Annotated in this window: 14 protein-coding genes and 1 other RNA gene; 11 read left to right on the forward strand and 4 right to left on the reverse strand. The window is 33.3% G+C overall.

The features are described from left to right. Positions 1 to 76 precede the first annotated feature (76 nt). Entirely contained in the window at positions 77 to 1126 is a 1050-nt protein-coding gene (locus APR43_RS22320; RefSeq protein ID WP_053470168.1) for a glutaminyl-peptide cyclotransferase, read from the reverse strand. Between the two features lie 88 nt (positions 1127 to 1214). Between APR43_RS22320 and ffs the strand changes: the two genes are divergently transcribed. The 4 genes from ffs (at position 1215) to APR43_RS22340 (ending at position 3684) form a co-directional block, all read left to right on the forward strand. Beyond that, an RNA gene (gene ffs, locus APR43_RS22325) (signal recognition particle sRNA small type) lies at positions 1215 to 1312 on the forward strand. 151 nt (positions 1313 to 1463) lie between these two features. Further along, complete coding sequence (locus APR43_RS22330; RefSeq protein ID WP_053470167.1) at positions 1464 to 2267, forward strand: SDR family oxidoreductase; 804 nt, start codon at positions 1464 to 1466, stop codon at positions 2265 to 2267. A gap of 172 nt (positions 2268 to 2439) precedes the next feature. After that, positions 2440 to 3096 (forward strand): fructose-6-phosphate aldolase, encoded by a 657-nt coding sequence (gene fsa / locus APR43_RS22335; protein WP_053470166.1) that lies wholly within the window; start codon positions 2440 to 2442, stop codon positions 3094 to 3096. Positions 3097 to 3186: 90 nt separating this feature from the next. Further along, positions 3187 to 3684 (forward strand): hypothetical protein, encoded by a 498-nt coding sequence (locus APR43_RS22340; RefSeq protein ID WP_053470297.1) that lies wholly within the window; start codon positions 3187 to 3189, stop codon positions 3682 to 3684. A 95-nt stretch (positions 3685 to 3779) separates the two neighbouring features. Here the strand turns inward: APR43_RS22340 and APR43_RS22345 are convergent, their stop codons facing one another. The 3 genes from APR43_RS22345 to APR43_RS22355 form a co-directional block, all read right to left on the reverse strand. Continuing rightward, a complete protein-coding gene (locus tag APR43_RS22345; RefSeq protein ID WP_053470165.1) occupies positions 3780 to 5216 on the reverse strand; it encodes an MFS transporter in 1437 nt (478 codons plus the stop codon). A gap of 169 nt (positions 5217 to 5385) precedes the next feature. Next, on the reverse strand, positions 5386 to 6087 hold the full coding sequence (locus APR43_RS22350; RefSeq protein WP_053470164.1) for a LytR/AlgR family response regulator transcription factor: 702 nt from the start codon (positions 6085 to 6087) through the stop codon (positions 5386 to 5388). Further along, entirely contained in the window at positions 6077 to 7129 is a 1053-nt protein-coding gene (locus APR43_RS22355) for a sensor histidine kinase (RefSeq protein ID WP_053470163.1), read from the reverse strand. The genes APR43_RS22350 and APR43_RS22355 overlap by 11 nt, the downstream gene beginning before the upstream one ends. A gap of 270 nt (positions 7130 to 7399) precedes the next feature. Between APR43_RS22355 and APR43_RS22360 the strand changes: the two genes are divergently transcribed. From APR43_RS22360 to APR43_RS22390, 7 genes are all read left to right on the forward strand, one after another. Next, positions 7400 to 10597: a SusC/RagA family TonB-linked outer membrane protein gene (locus tag APR43_RS22360; protein WP_108422145.1), complete on the forward strand. Its 3198-nt coding sequence runs from the start codon at positions 7400 to 7402 to the stop codon at positions 10595 to 10597. An 11-nt stretch (positions 10598 to 10608) separates the two neighbouring features. Beyond that, positions 10609 to 12132 (forward strand): SusD/RagB family nutrient-binding outer membrane lipoprotein, encoded by a 1524-nt coding sequence (locus tag APR43_RS22365; RefSeq protein WP_053470161.1) that lies wholly within the window; start codon positions 10609 to 10611, stop codon positions 12130 to 12132. A 70-nt stretch (positions 12133 to 12202) separates the two neighbouring features. Continuing rightward, positions 12203 to 13228 (forward strand): glycosyl hydrolase family 18 protein, encoded by a 1026-nt coding sequence (locus APR43_RS22370; protein WP_053470160.1) that lies wholly within the window; start codon positions 12203 to 12205, stop codon positions 13226 to 13228. Positions 13229 to 13557: 329 nt separating this feature from the next. Then, positions 13558 to 16590, forward strand: coding sequence for a SusC/RagA family TonB-linked outer membrane protein (locus APR43_RS22375; RefSeq protein ID WP_053470159.1), 3033 nt, complete (start codon positions 13558 to 13560; stop codon positions 16588 to 16590). 10 nt (positions 16591 to 16600) lie between these two features. Then, positions 16601 to 18181 carry a RagB/SusD family nutrient uptake outer membrane protein gene (locus APR43_RS22380; RefSeq protein ID WP_053470158.1) on the forward strand — a complete coding sequence of 527 codons (1581 nt, stop codon included), beginning with the start codon at positions 16601 to 16603 and terminating at the stop codon, positions 18179 to 18181. Positions 18182 to 18291: 110 nt separating this feature from the next. Then, a complete protein-coding gene (gene nagB / locus APR43_RS22385) occupies positions 18292 to 20232 on the forward strand; it encodes a glucosamine-6-phosphate deaminase (protein WP_053470296.1) in 1941 nt (646 codons plus the stop codon). Positions 20233 to 20390: 158 nt separating this feature from the next. Next, positions 20391 to 22457, forward strand: coding sequence for a beta-N-acetylhexosaminidase (locus APR43_RS22390; RefSeq protein WP_053470157.1), 2067 nt, complete (start codon positions 20391 to 20393; stop codon positions 22455 to 22457). Positions 22458 to 22919: the final 462 nt, after the last annotated feature.

Below are 22919 nucleotides of genomic sequence, written 5' to 3' on the forward strand. Positions count from 1 at the left end.
TGAATTGTGAAAACTCGTGAAATTTGTATTGTATTATTGGAATTTGGAATTTAAAAATTTGAATATTGTTTCACTATTATTCTGAAACTGTGATTTCAAACATTTTCTCCCAGTATTTACCGGTTACAAAAATGGTTTTAGTTTGAGGATTATATGCAATTCCGTTTAAAACTTCTGCTTTTGGAGCTTTAATAAATTTACGTAAATCAGAAAGGTTTAATATTCCTTCAACTGCGCCAGATGCTGGGTTTACCACTGCAATTGCATCTTTCTGCCAAACGTTTACATAAAATTTTCCATCAATTAATTCTAATTCGTTAATAGCTTTAATTTTTGAAGAACCAGAATACACATTGATATAATCAATTAATTTTTGCGTATTTGGATCCATTTTCCAGATTTTTTCAGTTCCGTCAGAGTGATAAATATATTTATCATCATGCGTCATTCCCCAGCCTTCAATATCTTTATCATAGGTGAATTTTTTTTCAAGTTTTAATGTGTTAGCATCATAAATAAAGCCTGTTTTTTCCTGCCAGCTTAATTGAAATAATTTGCCATTGATAAAAGTGATTCCTTCTCCAAAATATTCTTTTGGAAGATCAACCTGCTTGATTACTTTTCCGGTTTTATAATCGACAGATCTAAAGTATGAATCTTCTTTTTGACCTGTGCTTTCAAATAAAACACCGTCATGAAATTCTAAACCTTCAGTAAAAGCTTCTGGATCGTGTGGAAAAGTATTTACTATTTTAAATTTTAATGCTTTCGGCTGAACGTCTGAAACAACTTCAATTCTTTTTGTTGCATCAGATGAATCACTTCCAAAATAAGCAGTAGCTTTTAAGTATTGGTAACCTAATTTTTGATTTTTTAACTCAAATTTAAATTTCTCAGCTCCTTTTGTACTTCCTACTTTTTTGTCGTTAACAAAGTATACAATGCTGTCGATTTCTTTCGAATTTGGGTTTAAAATTCCGATTGAAACCGCTTCTTTTGGCAGAAAATGCGCTGGAAAAGCAGAATCATCGATAGTAAATAAAGAATTTTCACCTTTTTTTGTGCCGTTACATCCAATTAATGTAATTCCTAATAAAATGACAGTTAGGAAGTTATAATTTTTCATAGTTTAAAATTTGAATAAGCCAATATACAACGATATTTTTATAGCAGCAAAGCTCTTGCAAAAATATAAAAAGATTGTATATTTGCACCGGCAAGTCCTACACGACCAGCTCCTGCAGACTCCCCCAGGATGGGAACATAGCAAGGGTACGTGGTTGAGCGGTGCGATGTAGGTCGCTTGCCACTTTTTATTTTTTAGAATTTGTATAAAAGTAGTCTTCCTTCGGGAGGATTTTTTTATTTTTGGACCTTTCGTAATGTTAGAAGTTAAATGTTAGAAGTAAAAAGATTTCTCTGCATCAAACTCATAACTCATAATTTATAACTCATAACTCAAAATGAATAAAGTCGTTTTAATTACAGGAGGATCATCGGGAATAGGTAAATCTATTGGAGAATTTTTACATGCAAAAGGTTTTGTTGTTTACGGAACAAGCAGAAATCCTGAAAAATTTTTAAATTCAGTTTTTCCATTAGTTGCTTTAGATGTTCGAAATGCTGATTCAATTAAAACAGCTGTTGCAAAAATCATTGAAACTACCGGAAGATTAGATATTGTAATTAATAATGCCGGAGTTGGAATTACGGGACCTTTGGAAGAAATTCCGATGGAAGAAATCAAAAACAATTTCGAAACAAATTTCTTTGGACCAATTGAAGTAATGAAAGCTGTTTTGCCACAAATGCGTGAGCAAAAATCAGGTTTAATTATAAATATTACGTCAATCGCCGCTTATATGGGATTACCATACAGAAGTGTTTATTCAGCATCAAAAGGAGCTTTAGAATTAATTACCGAAGCTTTAAGAATGGAAGTAAAGCAATTTGGAATTGAAATTACCAATGTTGCTCCGGGTGATTTTGCGACAAATATTGCTTCTGGACGTTATCATGCTCCAGTTTTAAAAGGTTCTGCTTACGAAAAAGTATATGGAGATACGCTTGCAACCATGAACGAACATGTTGATGCGGGAAGTAATCCAAATGAAATGGCGGAAGCTATTTTTAAAATCTTACAAAAAGACAAACCAAAAGTGCATTACAAAGTGGGTGTTTTTATGCAAAAGTTTTCAATTGTATTGAAACGTGCGCTTCCGGATAAAGTATATGAAAAAATGCTAATGAATCATTATAAGCTCTAAAAGACAAATATTTTTTTATTTATAACATATAATTTCAAATTGGTTTTGATTTTGAAATCGTTATTGATATTGATTTTGTAATTTTGCAGCTGCATTTGCTTAAGATTCCTGATTTAAAAATTTTAAGCAGACCACGAAAAACAAATCAACACAATTTAAACTTAAATAAATTATGAAATTTTTTATTGACACAGCTAACCTAGATCAAATTAAAGAAGCACAAGCTTTAGGTGTTTTGGATGGTGTAACGACAAATCCGTCATTAATGGCGAAAGAAGGAATTACAGGAAAAAATAACATTTTAAAGCATTATGTTGACATCTGCAATCTTGTAGAAGGTGATGTAAGTGCTGAAGTAAACGCTCTTGATTATGATGGAATGATCAAAGAAGGTGAAGAGTTAGCTGAATTACATGACCAAATCGTTGTAAAACTGCCTATGACCAAAGAAGGAGTTATGGCTGCAAAATATTTTTCTGATAAAGGAATTAAAACTAACGTAACTCTTGTTTTCTCTGTTGGACAAGCTCTTTTAGCTGCTAAAGCCGGAGCTACTTATGTTTCTCCGTTTGTAGGTCGTTTAGATGATGTCTCAACTGACGGATTAAACTTAGTTCAGGAAATTAGAGAAGTTTACGATAACTACGGTTACGAAACTCAAATCTTAGCTGCATCTGTACGTCACACAATGCATATTGTAAATTGTGCTAAAATTGGTGCTGATGTTATGACTGGACCTCTTTCTGCAATTTACGGATTGTTGAAACACCCGTTAACTGATATCGGTTTAGCTCAGTTTGTTGCTGACTTCGAAAAAGGAAACAAGTAATCCTTAGATACTTATAAAAATTAAATCGTCTTTTTTCTAACGAGAAAAGGCGATTTTTTTTACTTTTATATGAAACTTAAATTATTGATTATGAAAGTGATATTGATAATCTTGTCTTTTTTTGCCACTAGTATTTCGGTAAATGCACAGACAGCAGAAATATTGAAAAGTGTAAATGATGCCGGAGATGTAGCAACATTTGAATTAGATTGTTCTGTAGCATTTCAACCTTTAGCAAAAGGGCTTCGGTATAATATTACGAGGCATGAATTTAAAGGCCCCGAAATGAAAAATTCGTATCGACTGCTTCTTGTCATGGACGGATTTTATTCTAAAACCTTAAATAAGGAAATGACAATTTCGGCTGTTTTAGGTAACGGAACTGTTATCGAAGCAAAGAAAATTATTGAAGATGATGGATTTTTTGATGGTGCTTGTACTTTAAAAATTAAAGATCCGCAAGGTCTCGCATCACAGAATATTGAAAAGGTTATTGTTCATGCAGATAAGGATGTTGTTTATCAAATATCAGAAGAAAATAGAGCCATTTTTAAGAAGAACCTGAATAATGTTATTAATGCGAAGTAGATAGGTGCAAAGGTTTTCTTTTGTGAATAAAAAAAATCCAAATTCCAATTTTATAATAGGAATTTGGATTTTTTTATATGGGCATTTCTGAAATTTTAGTGGCCTCCAGATAATTTTTTGTCGAAATTGATTCCTTGTTTTCTAAGGATTCCGCTTACGCTCCAAGCATAGAATGCAAGGTAAGCGAAACATACGATACCAACAATATAACTTGCCTGTATACCAATGAATTCAGATACAAAACCTTGTAACCAGCTGATAACTCCACCACCCATAATCATCATGATTAAGAAGCTGCTTCCCTGGCTTGTGTTTTTTCCTAATCCGCTTACAGCAAGTGTAAAGATACATGGCCATAGTGTACTACAGAATAAACCAACACTTGTGAAAGCATAAACACTTACAATTCCACTTGTAGCCATTCCGATAGCGATCGCAACAATACCTAAAGAAGAGAAGATTAATAACATTCTTGCAGGGTTTCCTTTACTTGCAATATCAGCAGCAATTAATATTAAAATGATTAATCCGTAAATATAAAATGGAGTTAAGTCGTGCTTCGCAATTGCATTTACCGCTAAGAATACACCAAAAGCTAAATAAGGAGCTACGAAACGTAAAATTTGCTGTAAGCTTGCTTTATCTGTAAAAGCTTCAATTGCACCTGTCCAACGTCCGATCATTAAACTCGCCCAGTATAAAGATATATATGGAGCAACTTCCTGAGTTAAGAATCCTAATTTGCTTTCCATGTATGCTGGTAAATTACTAGCTGTAGAAACTTCTACACCAACATAAAGGAAGATCGCAATCATACCCATTATTAATTGAGGATATTGTAAAGCTGATTTTTTTGCATTAGCACCATCAGCAGCAATTTCTTCTTCGATAAGAGCTGGTTTGTCTGGTAAAGATGAAAATTTAAGTAGTATAGCAACTAATAAGAAAGCAAGTCCTAAAATTAAATAAGGAATTTTTACACTTTCGATACTTAAAGTTGATGATCCTGTACTTGATCCGAAGATCGCAAAACTTACGATTAGTGGTCCAATTGTAGTTCCTAAGTTGTTGATTCCACCAGCTAATGTTAAACGCTGAGAACCTGTAGATATTGGTCCTAAAGCAATTGCTAACGGATTAGCAACAGTTTGCTGTAATGAAAATCCTAAAGCTACTATGAATAAACCTGAAAGCATTAAAGGAAATGAACCTGTATTTGCTGCAGGGTAAAATAATAATGTTCCGACTGCAGAAATAAGTAACCCTAATGATAGACCGTTTTTGTAGCCAATTTTGTTAACTAAATCTTCTTTGATTAAAACTGAAATTCCCATGTATATTAAGGATCCTACTGTATAAGCAATATAGAATGCTAACGAAACTAACTGACTTTCTCCTTGAGATAAATTAAAAGCTGTTTTAAATACAGGAATTAAGATATCGTTACTGGCAGCAACAAAACCCCAAAAGAAGAACACGATAACTAGTGGGATAAACTGTCCCCATTTGGTTTGAACATTTTCTGAACTCATAATTGTAATAAGGTTAATTTTTTAATAAAATTGTTTTTTGAAGACCGTAAATATATTTGTTACATGAATCAAAAAAAAATTATTGATCGAAAATAATGTTAAATTTAAACGAACAACCTTATTTATTCAACAATGTGTTAATTTATATAGAGTTAGAAATGTTAAAGTTTTATTCGAGAATCCTGTTTTTTACGTCTTTACTATAATTTCTTCCTATTGGAATGGTATAAGACTGAATTTGAATACGGTTTCCTTCAATAGATTTGACCTTATTTAACGCAATAACGTAAGATTTATGGATGCGTAAGAAGCGATCTGCCGGTAATTCTTCAGATAACGAAGTCAAAGATTTATGTGTAATATAGGTTTTATCAGGTGTTACAACCTTTATATATTCTTTCATTCCTTCGATAAAAAGAATTTCTTCAATATTAATTTTCATCATCTTTTTATCAACTTTAATAAAAATATGTGAGTCGCCTTTGGCAACATCAATTTTAATATTGTTTTTTAAATTGAATTCGGTTGTAATTTTATTAATGCATTTGATAAACCTGGGAAGCGGAATAGGTTTTACTAAATAATCTAAAACATCAAGATCATAACTTTCTGCAGCAAATTCTCTAAAAGCGGTTGTGATAATAACTTTGGTTTTGTTTTCAATTAAGCTTATAAGCTCAAAACCAGTCATCATGGGCATATTAATGTCTAAAAAAACGGCATCTACAGAAGTACTGTTTATGAAATCCAGAGCTTCTAAAGAATTATTGAATGTGCCGATAACTTCAAAATCTGTAAAATTGTTAAAATAATTTTGCAGCACTTTGATTGCTAAGGGTTCATCATCAATCAGTACACATTTAATTTTCATTATGGATAGGTATTTGCAAACGAATTATATAGTAATTCAGTTTTATTTTGTCTTTTAAACTGAAATTATTCTTGTAAATTAATTTTAGTCTTTTCTTTGTGTTAACTAAACCAATTCCACCTTTTGACTTAACATTTTGTGAAATTACAAAATTATTTAAGATTTCAAAGTCTAACATTTTATTGTCAATAACTTTACAATTGATTTTAATTTTAAAGTTATTATTATTGACTCCGCCATGTTTGAAAGCATTTTCGACCAATGAAATAAATATTAATGGAGGAACTACAATATCTTCAATGTTTGATTCTAAATTTACGGTAACTTCCACATTATCAAAACGAAGTTTTTCGATTTCAATATAATTTTGAATATAATCGATCTCTTTTATCAGCGGTACAAACTTGGTTCCTTTAACATCATACAGCACATATTCCATTAAATTAGAAAGCTTAATAATGACATCCGGAACTTTATCTGAAGATTCTAAAGATAAGGCATAAAGATTATTTAATGTATTAAAAAAGAAATGTGGCTGAATTTGATTTTCTAAATATTTCAGCTTGATTTTAAACTGATTTTCTCTCAGCGATCTGTTTCTTTCTCTTTCACGAAGCCATGTTAAAGTAAGATATACTGATGATGCCATTGCTAAAACGTACAATTCACCAATACAAACAGCTACAATATGGTTGATTTCAAAAGGATGGTATTCTCTGTTAGCTTCCGGCCAGATATTTTCGGATATAATATAATAGGTAAGCGCAGTTTTTAATAAATAGATTCCAAAAAGGCTTAGAAGCAGTGCCAGTGTATAGGTTATATATTTTTGTTTAAGGACATATTTAGGTACTAAAACAAAAAGATTGAAATATACTAATGGTATATGCAGCGAAAACTCAATTAAGTTCGATTTAAACGAATACGGATAGTCGTTAAAGTAAGCGCCCCATCGTAAAAAGTTGAGAGTGAAATAAGAACCCCAAAACCAAATATGATTTTGAAGTTTTATGTCAAATTTTAGTTTTCGAATTTCGTTCAACTTTTTTTAACGTTTTGTTATTATTTGTAAAGCTTTGTAATTACTGTGCAACTTTACACAATTACTGGCTAAATCGCAATTCTTTTGAATAAAATTTTGTAAAAAAAGCCAATTAATATTTTATTTAAATAGGATAACGTTTTCGTACAGCATAATGTTGATTGATTTATGTCGTTTGTTTAACAAATTTGACTGTTTGTATAAAATATTTTTTTTAACAGTACCTTAACAATAAATTTATCGCTTAACTAATCAAAAACCATGATAAAAATGAAACAAATTATGTTAATCTTTATGATTGTCTTTACGGCGCAATTGTCTGTTGCGCAGGTAAAAACGGTCAAAGGTTTGGTAAGCGACCAAAATGGTCTGCCGCTGCCGGGTGTAAGTATTCTTATTCAAGGTACAAAAACGGCAAGTCAAACTGATTATGACGGTGTGTATACGATTCAGGCATCTGCAGGAGATGTTCTGGTATTTTCGTATATCGGTATTAAAACTAAAACTGTAACAGTTGGGTCTTCTTCAACTGTAGATGTTGTGCTAACTCAAGACGCACAAAATTTAAATGAAGTTGTTGTTACAGCATTAGGGATTAAGAGACAGAAAAAAGAATTGGGTTATGCCGTTCAGGATGTAAAAGGAGAGCAGTTAAACAAGGCCATTACAACCAATGTAACTACAGCTTTATCTGGAAGAATTGCCGGTGTAGACGTTTCTATACCAGCTACAGGTGTTGGAGGAAGTACGAGAGTTATTATTAGAGGTATCTCAAGTATTGGTGAAAGTAACCAGCCTCTTTATATTGTAGACGGAGTTCCAATCGACAATTCAGGTTTGAATAATGATAGTGCTGCAACAAGCAAATGGTTTGACGGACGTGATAACGGAGATGGTATTTCAAGTATTAACCCAAATAATATTGAAAGTTTAACAGTACTTAAAGGAGCAGCAGCAGCAGCTTTGTATGGTTCACGAGCTTTGAATGGTGTAATTTTAATTACAACTAAAAAGGGAAGTAAAGGAAAACTTCGTGTAGAATTAACTAGTGGAGTAAATTTTGACCAAGTAAATGCGAAATATTCAGATTATCAAAGTGAATATGGAACTGGATCAAATGGTGCATTGCCTGATCCAACAAAAGCCCCAACTGAAATTTATGGATATACTACAAATGCGTGGGGACCTAAATTCTCTGAATCAGTAGGGCAGCAGGTAAAAATATTTGATGGTTCTATGAAACCTTATGCTAAAGTTGATAACAATATCCAGGATTTCTTTAAAACTGGATTTACGACAACAAACGGAATTGCTATTTCTGGAGGTAATGACAGCGGATATGTTCGTTTTGGTTTCAATAACCTAAAAAATAGCGACGTAATTCCAAATTCAGGATTAGAAAGAAATGATGCAACATTAAATGCAACTTTAAAAGCAGAAAAATTTACTTTAGATGCTAACGTAAATTATATTGCTGAAAATACTAATAACAGACCAGCTTTAGGAGATTCTCCTAATAACGTAGGATATTCATTAAGCGGATTGGCTCCAAACATTGATCAGGCCTGGCTGAAAAATTATAAAAATAATGATACAGGTCAGATTTATCCATGGAACAGCAATGTTTATTTATTGAACCCATATTTTGTAACTGAAGAAAATCATAATACATCTGTTAAAAATCGTTTTATAGGAAACGTTACAGGAACGTATCAGCTGAAAAAATGGATCGCTTTAACTTTTAGAACTGGTCTTGATACTTACGGGTTTAGTTCAAAAGATTTTATGGCTGCAGGAAGTACCTGGCCGGGAAGAGATGAAGGATATCTAGGTTTAAATAATATTAATGTATCAGAAATGAATACCGATATTATTGCGACTTTGAGCGATATTAAATTAGCTAAAGATTTAACTTTTTCTGGAATTTTAGGTACAGCAAGAAGAGATTTTAGAAGAGAACAAAACTCAAGATTTGGAACAAAAATTATTGAACCGGGTACAGAATACATCAGTAATTTTGTTAATAAAACTGAAAATGCTCCGGTTGAAACTAAAACAAGAACAAACTCAGTTTACGGTTCTGCAAAATTAGATTATAAAGGATATTTATATGCTGAGTTTACTGGAAGAAATGATTGGTTTAGCGTAATTTATAGTGGTGATGAAAGTGCTTTTTATCCTGCAGGTTCATTAGGATTTGTATTCTCAGATGCACTTAATATTCAAAATGATACTTTTTCGTATGGTAAATTTAGAGCATCATGGGCACAGGTTTCAAATTCACCGGGAGCTTATAAAAATGCATTAAACTATACTACATTTTCTTCATATGATGGTCAAAGTGTTGTAAATATCAAAAATACTGCTGCACCAAATCCTAATTTAACGTATCAGTCAAAAACTGGAGTTGAGTTCGGACTTGAAACTGCTTTCTTCAAAAACAGATTAAAAGCAGATATTACAGTATATCGTGAAGATACATCAGATCAAACACTTGATTTACCTTCATCTGCAACATCTGGATATGAGTTTATTTCAGTAAATGCAGGAAAATTACGTAACGAAGGTATCGAGGTATTTTTATCTGGTACTCCAATAAAAACAAACAATTTTGAATGGGGAATTGATTTGAACTTCTCAAAAAATAAAAACTCGATTCTTTCATTGCATCCAGACATTAGTACTTATACAATTTCAGAAGCTCGTTGGGCTGGAGCAGCTGTTGTTGCTCAGGTTGGCGGTCAATACGGAACTATTATGGGTAGAGATTTCTTAAGAAATGAAAATGGAGAAAAAGTAGTAGCTGCAAATGGTTTACCATTGTTTACAGATGAAAAAGTAGCATTAGGAAAAGGACTTCCTGACTGGGCTGCAGGTTTAACTAACAGATTTACTTATAAAGGTATTACATTACAGTTCTTGATCGATATGAAATTTGGTATGGATGTATACTCTATGACAAATTCATTAGCGGCAACAAAAGGACTTTTGGATGTAACTACAGACGGAAGAGATGCGTATAATCATGCAAGAGCAGAAGCTATTGCTAATGATCCTAACTTTAGCCAGTCTACTTGGGTTCCTACAGCAGGTTATGTTGCAGAAGGTGTTGTAAATACAGGAACAGCTGCTAACCCGGTTTATGTTAAAAATACAAAACCTGTTAATCCTCAGGATTACTGGAATACGGTTTTCAACAATACACCAGCGCCATTTGTTTACGATGCATCTTACGTGAAATTGAGAGAAATTAGTTTAGGATATACAATACCATCAAGTGTTTTTGGCGGAGCTAAAATAAGTTCAATTTATGTTTCGGCATTTGCAAGAAACTTATTGACTTTTAATAAAGATCTTCCAAATATTGACCCAGAATCAATGTATACTTCTGGAAACGGACAAGGTTTTGAATATGGCTCATTACCATTTAGACAATCGTACGGTTTTAATATTAAAGTTGGATTCTAAAAAAAGAAATTATGAAATTTAAACAAATAATTATAGCCGTACTCACATTGTTTACTGCAGTAGGCTGTACCGAAAATTTTGACGAACTGGAAAAAGATCCGGTTGCGTTGTCTGCAAATCCAGCTGGGCAGCTTACGTTTACCCAATTGTGTATGTCGGGTGACGGATTTTACCAATGGAGAACCAATTTAATTTATTCAGGAGGTTTTGTACAGCATTATGCGGGTGCATGGAACGTAACTGAGTTTGGAAGCAAATTTAAAAAAGATGATGGTTATGCAACTGCTCTTTGGAGAAATGGTTACCAAAACGAATTAAAAAATGTTGTTGATATTCTTGAAAAAACAAGTGGAGATCAATCTGCTGTAAATATGAATGCTGTAGCTAAAATTATGAGAGTAATGGTAGCACAGCGTATTACTGATATTTATGGAGATATTCCTTATTCTGAAGCTGGATTAGGTTTCTCAAAAGGAATTGTAACACCTAGATATGATACACAGGAAGAAATTTATATGTCATTCTTTCATGATTTAGAAGAAGCTCATAATCAATTAAATGCTAACGGCGGTGCTGTAAAAGGTGATTTGTTCTATGGCGGAGATATTACTAAATGGAAAAAATTAGCTAATACACTAAGATTACGTTTAGGAATGAGAATTTCTGAAATTAAACCGGCAGAAGCAGAAAAACAAGTAAAAGCTGCTTTAGCGGCAGGAGTTTTTACAAGCAATGCTGATAACTGTATTATGAAGCATTTAGATGCTACTTTTAATGATGATCCGGCATCGATTGATTTTAGAGGAAATGGATTGGCTTATGCACTTGTAGGTAATGAAAATGGAGATCACTTTAGTACTTTAGTAATTGACTTTTTAAGAGACAACGGAGATCCAAGATTACCAATGTATGCAACTCCTAAAACAACGAGCAGTCTTGCTTGGGGAGCGCCATTGCAGCCAGGTGAAACACCTTATGAAGGAGTAAAACCAGGATTGTTTCAGTGGGAAGTTCCAATGGGAGCAAGCTCAACTTCTGGAATTCAATCTTACTTTAAGCAAAAAACAACACCATTTTTACATGTAAGTTATTCAGAATCTCAATTGTTACTTGCTGAAGCGGCATTTAGAGGCTGGGTTGCAGGTTCTGCAACAGACTATTATAAAAAAGGAGTTGAAGCAGGTATTAAGCAATTAGAGGTTTATGGAGCAACGCCTGCAACGCAAGCAGCAATCGATACCTATCTAAATGCTAAACCATTAATTGCCGGACAAGAGTTAAAACAAATTTCAACGCAGCTTTGGATCACTTATATCTTTAATAGTATTGAAGCATATTCAAACTGGAGAAGAACAGGATTCCCGGTATTGATTCCAATAACAAACCCTGATTCAGAAACAAACGGAGTTACACCAAAACGTTTATATTATCCTAATGATGAGATGCAGAAAAATGAGAAAAACTATAAAGAAGCATTATCAAGAATGGGAGGAACAAATGATTGGCTGAATAAAGTTTGGTGGGATGCCAACTAAATAAAATTCTAAAAATATAAAGTTATGCCTAATGAGGTCATATTTTCATTCTAATTAAATCTAAAAAATTATGATAAAAAATAAAGCCTTATTAGGCATCCTTTTTTATATAAGTTCGTTTTTTTCAGTGTATAGCTGTACCAACGAAAAAGAGCATAATACAGAAGAAACAAAAACGAAAACAGCAAGAGTTGTTGGATATTTATCCACAGACAATTTCAGTAAAATTTCTTCCATTCAGTTTTGTAAACTAACGCATTTAAATATTGCATTTGCAAATCCTGATAAAGATGGAAACATACTATTCACAGGAGATATTGACGCTGTAATTAAATACGCAAAATCAGTAAACCCAAATATTATTGTAAGTATTTCATTGGCAGGTGGCGTTATTTCTGAAGAACAGGCTAAAAACTGGTCGTCATTAATTGATAAATCTGAAAACCGTCCGGCATTTATTCAAAATATTCTAAAATTTGTAAAAGACCATAATTTGGATGGAGTCGATGTAGATCTCGAATGGGATGCAGTGACTTCTGGTTACAGCGGTTTTGTCGTTGAATTAAAAAAGAGTTTAGCTGATGATAAAAAACTTCTAACGGCAGCTTTACCCAACAGTGTGCGATTTGTAAATATAAATTCGGCAGCCTTAAACGCTTTTGATTTTATAAATATAATGGCGTATGATAGTACAGGACCGTGGAGTCCTACTAAAGTAGAACAACACAGTTCTTATGAGTTTGCAAGAAGCGGAATTGAATTTTGGCATAAACAACAAAATGTTCCAAGTGAAAAACTTACACTTGGAGTTCCTTTTTACGGATATAATTTTACTTTTCCAGAAGTAACCAGTTCAACTTTTGGTCAAATAGTAGAGGCGGGATCTCAACTTGCTGATCAGGATGAAATAGGGAAATTATATTACAACGGCAGACCTACAATTTCAAGAAAAGTTGAATATGCCGCAGAATATACCGGAGGAATAATGATTTGGGAATTGGCGCAGGATTCTTTTACGGAATATTCCTTATTAGATGTTATTCATAAAAAATATTCTTCTTTAAAATTTAAAACTTCAGGAATGTGCGGTAATTAAATAGCTCTCTTACAGTTTTTTAAAATTAATAAGTTTTTCGCTTCTTTTTGATTGAGTAAATCAGAAAGAAGCGAAATTTTTTATATAGATGGCAGATATAAAAATATTTACAGATTTTAAATTTTTTTTAATGAATTGTAAAATTTGTGAATAAAAATGGTCGTAAATGGGATAAAATATGCTTTTAATAGAACCGAATACGTTTTCGGTTAGCGGATTATTGAATGTTTTATGTCGTTCGTTTAAAAATTATAGCTGTTTGTATAATATATTTTTTTTAACAATCCCTTAAGAATAATTTTACCTCATAACTAACAAAATAAATAAACATGAAAAAAATTTTCTTAATCTTTATGATTGTTTTTACGGCGCAGGTTTCGCTTGCACAAGTAAAAAACGTTAAAGGTGTGATTACAGATTCTGATGGGATGCCGTTACCAGGTGCATCTGTTGCTGTACAAGGAGGTCAAAAAGGTGCGACTACCGATTTTGACGGATTGTACTCAATTGACGTTCAAAAAGGACAGACATTAGTTTTTACCTATGTTGGCCTAGAGACACAAAATATAGTTGTAGGCGATGCTGCTACAATTAATGTAAAAATGCAAGTTGCGGCGTCAAATGCACTTAACGAGGTTGTAGTAACATCATTAGGTATCAAGAAAACTAGAAAATCTTTAACTTATGCTGCTCAGGAGCTTAAAGGAGAAGAGTTAACAAGAGTAAGAGATGCCAACCTTGTTAATACTATTGCTGGAAAAATTGCCGGTGTTGCCGTAACTAAAAGTTCAAGTGGTACAGGTGGTTCTACAAAAGTAGTAATTAGAGGTAACTCTTCTGTTTCAAACAATCAGCCTTTATATGTTATTGATGGTATTCCATTATACAATGGTTCTTCAGGACAGCCAAATGATAGTTTTGGTAGTACATCTACAGGAAACCGTGATGGAGGTGATGTTGTTTCACTTATTAACCCAGACGATTACGAAGGTATGACTGTATTAAAAGGTGCTGCTGCATCTGTATTATACGGTAGCCAGGGAGCAAATGGAGTTATCTTATTATCTTCTAAAAAAGCTAAAGCTGGTAAACCATTACTTACTGTTTCATCTGTAACTACTTTTGAATCAGCTGCATATTTGCCTAAATTCCAGTCTGATTACGTTGCTGCTCCAGGGGCAGATGAATCATGGGGTGCTGCAGGAAAATCAAAAGATCACGTAAAAGACTTTTTTCAAGTAGGAAATACTCAAATTACTTCAGTAGGTTATTCAACTTCATCTGAAAATTCTTCTACAGCATTTACTTACTCTAATACATCTGGAACAGGAATTATGCCAGGTAATAGTATTAAGAAAAATAACTTTGGTATTCGTCAAACAGCTAAATTCTTTGATGATAAACTTCTTTTTGCTGCAAATGCAAACTATACTTCTCAAACTATCATCAACAAACCGGTAAATGGTTTTTATTTCAACCCATTAACTGGAGTTTACCTTATGCCAAGAGGAAATGACTTTGATTACTATAAAAATAATTATGAAGTTTTTGATCCAAACAGAAACTTAATGGCTCAAAACTGGATGACAAACAGAGATATTATGCAAAACCCATATTGGGGAATTAACAGAAATAAATCTGAAGACAAAAACAACTTCTTTAACGGAGCATTATCTTTAACTTATAAAGCTAATAACTGGTTAAGTATTGCTGGTAGATACAGTTATAACAGAGTAGAAAGTGATTTTGATAAAAAAATCTACGCTACTACACAAGGAACAATTTCTCACATAAATGGTAGATATTATGTAGAAAATGCTTTAAGCACACAACGTTATGCTGATTTAATTGCTACAATCAATACAAAATTCAGTGATGATTTTAGCTTTAACGCAAACATTGGTACAAGTGTTACTAATACTTTAGGAAATCAAAAAACAATTCTTGATTCTGGAATTGGCGGAGGATTAAAATATGCTAACTGGTTTACATTACAAAACTTCAATAACAATTCAGGAAATTACCAAACTATCGATACAAGAAAAGAAGTTCAGTCTGTATTTGCAGCTACTACTTTTGGATATAAAGATATGTTATTCTTAGATGTTGCTGCTAGAAATGACTGGTCATCAACTTTAGCTAATACAGACAGTGCAGGATATTTCTATCCATCTGTAGGTTTAACAGCTCTTCTTAGTGAAATGGTTACACTTCCTGAGTTTATCAACTTTGGTAAAGTACGTGCAACTTACGCAGAGGTTGGTAATGATGTTTATCCTTTCGTAACAGTTCCAACTTACTATTACACTCCTGGAGTTACAGATCCAAAACCAAAAGTTGCTCCAAAAGAAGGTACTTCATTGAAACCTGAATTAAAATCAGAGTACGAACTTGGTACAGAATGGAGAATGTTTAACAACAGATTTGCATTTGAATTATCATACTATAATTCAGAAACTAAAAATCAATATTTACAAGTTGTAGCTCCAAAAGGAAATTCTCAAGGAGTTGATTTTTACGGAATCAATGCAGGTAGTATCGAAAACAAAGGTTTTGAAGCAGTAGTTACTGCTGGAATTTTCAGAGGAGATAAATTCTCATGGGATTCAAGCGTGAACTTTTCACAAAATAAAAATAAAGTAAAAGAAATCCCTACTGAATTAGGAGGTAGAGTTAACTTAACTGAAGCTGGAGTAAACAGCTACAGATATGCTTTAATCGAAGGAAGACCATTTGGAGTTATTGAAGGTATTAACTTTAAAAAAGATGCTCAGGGAAGAATTTTATTAAATGATGACGGAACAATCCAAAAAACTGGTTTTGAAGAAGTAGGTAATTCTAATCCTGACTATATGATCGGTTTCTCTAACTCATTTAAAATAGGTTCATTCTTTGCAAATGTGTTAATTGATGGTCGTTTTGGCGGTAATGTAATGAGTTTAACTCAAGCTCAAAATGACTCTTTTGGTGTCTCTAGAGCAACAGGTGATGCGAGAAACGCTGGCGGTGTAGCTATAAATGCAGTAAGAGCAAGCGACGGAACTCCGGTTACTTCAATGGATGCTCAACTTTACTATACTCAAGTTGGTGGTAGAGCAGGTATTACAGGAGAGTATGTATATGATGCAACAAACGTAAGCGTAAGAGAGATTTCTATAGGATATAATTTTAACGCAAAAAGATTACCATTTATTCAGACTGCAAGTGTTTCATTAATAGCAAGAAACTTATTCTTTATCTACAAAGATGCACCGTTTGATCCAAATATTGCATTAAGTACAGGCGAAGGTTTACAAGGTGTTGATATTTACGGACAACCATCTACAAGAAGTATCGGTCTTAATTTAAATGTAACTTTCTAATACTAAAAACATGAAACTAAATAAAATAACAAAAGCGGCTCTATGTATGTCATTGCTTGCAGCAATGGGTTGTACAGGTGATTTTGAAGATATTAATACCAATCCTAACGGTATTACCCCTGAATTGTTTGAACAAGATTTTAATCATATTAAAGGAGGATTTGCTCCAATGTTTAACAATATTCAGGTATTAACCCCAGAATGGGTTTATCAATTACAACAAGGATTAAACTGTGATATCTGGTCTGGGTACATGGCTACCCCAACAGGTTTTGCAGGAGGAATAAACAATACAACTTATTCATTAGTTGATGGTTGGAACGGATTTATTTGGGATTACGCATATAGTAACGTAATGTTTAATGCATACGATATTGCTCAAAAATCTAAAGGTAAATATGATCAGTTTTATGCATTGTCATTAATCTTGAAAGTAGAAGGTATGCACAGACTTACAGATACTTTTGGACCTATCATTTATTCTAAATTTGGAACTACAGATTCGACTATTGAATATGATTCTCAACAAGAAGTTTACAACCAAATGTTTAGTGAATTAGATTTTGCAGTAGCAGAATTAACTAAAAGAGAAGATGCTGGAGAAGCTTCGACATTCGCAACAACAGATATGTCTGGTTACGGCGGAAGTTATAAGGCCTGGGCAAAATTTGCAAACACACTGCGTTTAAGATTAGCAATGCGTATTGTTAAGGTAAACCCAGCATTAGCAAAAACACAAGCAGAAAAAGCAATTGCCCATAAATATGGTGTATTCACAACAAATGCTGATTTATTCAAAGTTGTATCACCGGTTTACACAAACCCAATTGCTACAATTAGTGGAGCTTGGTTAGACATTCGTATGTCTGCAGATATGGAATCAATCATGGGTGGATATAATGATCCAAGATTAGCTACTTATTTTGATACATCTACTCAATTCCCAGGACAATATAAAGGAGTTCGTACAGGTATTGATATTGCTGCAAAATCAGATCACCAGGATTTCTCTGGAATTGGAGCTGTTGTAAGATCAAAAGAAATTGTTTTATTCACGACTGCAGAAGCTTATTTCTTAAGAGCAGAAGGTGCATTAAGAGGATGGAATATGGGTGGAGACGCTAAATCTTTATATGAAGCAGGTATTGCAGCTTCATTTGAACAAAGAGGAGCTTCAGGAGCGGCAGCTTACATTGCTGATAATGTTAAAACAGCAAAAGCTTATGTTGATCCTAATTTCCCTGTAAATAATTCTCCGGCTTTAAACAATGTGACTATCGCTTGGGATGCAGCTGCAACTAACGAAGTGAAATTACAAAAAATCATCACTCAAAAATGGATTGCTGGTTTCCCTGAAGGACAAGAAGCTTGGTCTGATTACAGAAGAACAGGTTATCCAAAATTATTCCCGGTTCTTAAAAATTATAGTGGAACAACAATCACTACTGAATTTGGTGTACGAAGAATAAACTTTGTACAATCAGAAAAAGCTGGAAATGCTGGTGGTGTTGCGACAGGAGTTGCTAAACTTGGAGGTCCTGATAATGGTGGAACAAGACTTTGGTGGGATACTACCGGAGCAAACTTCTAAAAAAAATAGAGATTTAAGATTTTAAGTTTGGTTAGTAAACGGTATAAGAAATGCAAATTGCTTATACCGTTTCAAAAACCAAAATTGTACATACCAAAAAAAGAAAAAAAATGAAAAGTGCTTTAGAAACAAAACCTGATATCAGCTATAAAAGCGCCGGAAAATTTGAAGAAACACGATTTGAGAAAATTCACAACGAAATCTTCAAAAGTTCTGCTGAAGCATCGGTAATTGTAGCGCAGGAAATCGCTCAGTTAATTAGATCTAAGCAGGAAAAAAATAAATCTTGCGTGCTTGGTTTGGCAACAGGATCTTCTCCTATAAAAGTATATGAGGAATTAGTTAGAATGCACAGAGAAGAAGGACTAAGCTTTAGCAATGTAATCACTTTTAACCTGGATGAATATTATCCAATGAATAGAGAAAACAATCAGAGCTATCATTATTTCATGCACCAGCATCTTTTTAATCATATTGATATTAAACCTGAAAATGTTAATATTCCTGATGGTACAGTTTCTATTGATGAATTAAATCAATATTGTATCGACTATGAAATGAATATTAAACAAGCTGGAGGTTTAGACTTTCAGTTATTAGGAATTGGACGTACAGGTCACGTTGGTTTCAACGAGCCAGGTTCACACATCAATTCCGGAACAAGAATTATTACACTGGATCACATTACAAGAGTAGATGCTTCGTCTGACTTTAACGGAATCGACAACGTTCCAAAAAGAGCCATCACAATGGGAGTTTCTACCATTATGAGATCTAAAAGAATCGTATTAATGGCTTGGGGACAAAACAAAGCCGATATCATCAAGAGAACTGTTCAGGGTGATATTAGTTCTGAAGTTCCTGCGACATTTTTACAAAATCATCCAAATGCAACTTTCGTATTAGATCAGTCTGCAGCATCAGAGTTAACACGTTTTAAAACACCTTGGCTTGTTGGAGAATGTATTTGGACACAAGAATTAAAAAGTAAAGCGATTGTTTGGCTTTGCCAAAAAACAAACCAATCTATTTTAAAATTAACAGACCGTGATTACAACAACAACGGTATGTCTGATTTATTAGCACAAGAAGGTTCTGCTTACGATTTGAACATCAATATGTTTAACGTATTGCAGCACACCATTACTGGATGGCCGGGTGGAAAACCAAATACAGATGATTCACATCGTCCGGAGAGAGCTAATCCAGCTAAAAAAAGAGTTATCCTTTTCAGTCCGCATCCAGATGATGACGTGATTTCGATGGGGGGAACATTTTCAAAATTGATTAAACAAGGTCATGATGTACACGTAGTATATCAAACCTCTGGAAATATTGCAGTTACAGATGATGAGGCATTAAAATTTGCTGAGGTTTGTAATGATTTCACTGGTGGAAATCTTCCAAATGACATCAACTTCAAATCTGTAATTGAATTTTTAAATAACAAATCAGAAAATCAAATCGACTCTCTGGAAGTTAGAAAATTAAAAGGATTAATTAGAAGAAGAGAATCTTATGCAGCAACAAGATACATTGGCTTAAAAGATGAAAATACACACTTTTTAGACCTTCCTTTTTATGAAACAGGGCAAGTTAAAAAGAATCCGTTAGGGCCAGAAGATATTGCTATTGTAAAAGATATTATTGCAAAAATAAAACCACATCAGGTATTTGCAGCAGGTGATCTTGCCGATCCGCACGGAACGCACGAAGTTTGTCTGAATGCTATTTTTGCAGCAATGAAACAATTAAAACCAGAAAAATACATGGACGACTGCTGGCTATGGCTTTACAGAGGAGCTTGGCACGAGTGGGATATTCATGAAATAGATATGGCGGTACCACTTTCTCCGTCAGAAGTTTTATTAAAACGTCATGCCATTTTATACCATCAGTCTCAAAAAGACAGGGTAATGTTTCAAGGAAACGATTCTCGTGAATTCTGGGTAAGAGCGGAAGATCGAAATAAAAATACAGCTGTACTGTATGATGAATTGGGACTGGCAGAATACGAAGCTATTGAAGCTTTTAAACGTTTTGATTATTAAAGTTGTTTTTTTTAAGATTCGGGTGAGAGCGAATCAAATCTCAAAATTCAGATAGACCTCAAAGCGATAAGTGAGGTAAGCAGAAGTCTTTCTGAGTTTTGTTTTTTTTATAATTTAAATGGATGTTTCAGAAAAGCATCTGACCAAAAAAAATAAAAATGAAATATTTATTTGTACTACTATTAGCGGGTGTAACAGCAGGTGCTCAGGTTAAAAAAGAGCAGTTGAACCTTATGCCCTGGCCTCAGAATGTTGTTGTAAATGATGGAAATTTTACTTTAAGCAAAAATTTTAAAGTTAATATTTCCGGAAATCCAAATCCAAGAATTTTTGGTGGAGTAACTCGTTTTTTGCGCCGATTAGATGGTAGAACAGGTATATTTTTCGAACAAGGTTTTATTTCTAAACTAAACGAATTTCCAAACGCTGAATTACAGATTAACTGTGATAAAAACGGGAAAATTGGTTTATACGAAGACGAAAGTTACAGCTTAGATATAAAATCAAACAAAATAACGATCAATGCAACAAGCGATTTAGGTGCTTTGCACGGATTAGAAACGTTATTACAATTGCTGCAAAATGATAGCAAATCATTTTATTTTCCTGTATCTCAAATCTCAGATTTTCCAAGATTTACCTGGAGAGGTTTAATGATTGATGCAGCAAGACATTTTCAGCCTGTAGATGTAATCAAAAGAAATATTGATGCATTGGCAGCAATGAAAATGAATGTTTTTCACTGGCATTTGGTTGATGATCAAGGCTGGAGAATTGAAACTAAAAAGCATCCAAAATTAATCGAATTAGCTTCGGATGGATTGTATTACACACAAGAGGAAATTAGAAATATCGTAAAATATGCTGATGAGCGCGGTATTTTAATAGTTCCTGAAATAGATGTTCCGGGTCACGGATCTGCAATACTTACGGCTTACCCGGAAATAGGGAGCAAAGTGATCACATTGACAGGAGGAACTTCTGAAAAAAATATTCAAGGTACAGCAATTAGTACCTATGGAATTGAAAGAAATGCGGGAATTTTTACTCCAACATTAGATCCTTCAAATCCTAAAACGTATAAAATCTTAAGTGAACTTTTTGATGAGGTATGCCCATTATTTCCCGGAGCTTATTTTCATATTGGGGGAGATGAGAACGAAGGGAAAGATTGGGATGCCAATCCGAAAATTCAGGAATTTAAAAAGAAACATAATTTAAAAACAAATCACGAATTACAAACGTATTTCACCATGCAGTTAGCTCCGATGCTTAAAAAACACGGAAAACAATTAATGGGCTGGGAAGAAATTTTAACCAAAGATCTTTCAAAAGAAGCAATTGTACATTCATGGAGAGGTCCAAATGAAGGAGTTGCACCAGGGCAGTCACTAGTTGACGCAGTGAAAAAAGGCTATAAAACAGTTTTATCAAATGGGTATTATATTGACTTAATGTATCCGGTTGCAAGTCATTATTTAAATGACCCAATGCCAAAAGGAGCTGATTTATCTGCAGAAGAAAAAGCAAGAATTTTAGGTGGTGAAGCTACAATGTGGACAGAACTTACAACACCAGAAACGATAGATTCAAGAGTTTGGCCAAGAACAGCGGCAATTGCAGAAAGACTTTGGTCTGCTGAAACTGTTACTGATCTTGCCAGTATGCGTAAACGTCTTGAAAACGTTTCTTTTAGATTAGAAGAATTAGGATTAACACATATTAAAAACAAAGATGTTATTCTAAGAAATATCACGAATAATCAAAACCTGGAATCGATTAATGAGTTTTCTAATGTTTGTGAACCTTTAAAAGGATATACAAGAAACAAAGGAGGAACAGAATATCAAATGTATTCTCCGCTAACACTTTTTGCTGATGCATGTAATCCAGATGCTAAAGAATCTTTAGCTTTTAATGATGCAGTAACACAATATTTAGCAAATAAATCAGAAGAGAATAAAGCAAAAGTTGCATCATTTTTCAATAAATGGATTACCCTAAATAAAGGATTAATTGAGTTGAGTGCAAATGCACCTTTAGTGCAGCCAATTCTTCCTTTGTCAAAAAAATTAAGTGATGCATCGCAGGAATTACTGCTTGTTTTAGATAATAAATCTACTCTTAAAGCTGCAGATTTAAAAAGCTTAATAGAGCAATGTAATACAAAAGATCATGCTGACGTCGAGTTGTCAGTTTATGAGAGTTTAAAGAAATTAATTTAAGGTTTGGTTTGAATTAGTATTTAGTAAGTTTAAGTTACCACTAATGTTTTGAGTGTTAGTTATCTCTGCCAGAAGTAACCTCTGGTAGAGGTAATTATGTTAAACTTCGCAAATCTCATTTTAGTTTTCTAATAATATAAAGTATAAAAAAAAATAACCACTAACGGAGTATTAACATTTTAAAAAACCAAATAGAAAGAATACCTAAACATGACAACAAAAGAGTATAGATTGATGAGTAGTCCCAAATTTATCATTTGTATTTAATATTAATTTTTTTAAAAATTATAAATAAATATCAATCACTACTATTGGCTAATGATTATGAAAAATCAGTAATAGTAATATTTATCTATAGAATTTAATTTGAGTTTATTTCCAATCGACGCAGCCTTCCAACCTGTGTTGAGCGAAACCTGGCAGTAAAAACTGCTTCGGCCCAATTATTTATTTTCTATTAAC

It is taken from the genome of Flavobacterium sp. NLM, from assembly GCF_002210235.1.
Taxonomy (GTDB): domain Bacteria; phylum Bacteroidota; class Bacteroidia; order Flavobacteriales; family Flavobacteriaceae; genus Flavobacterium; species Flavobacterium panici.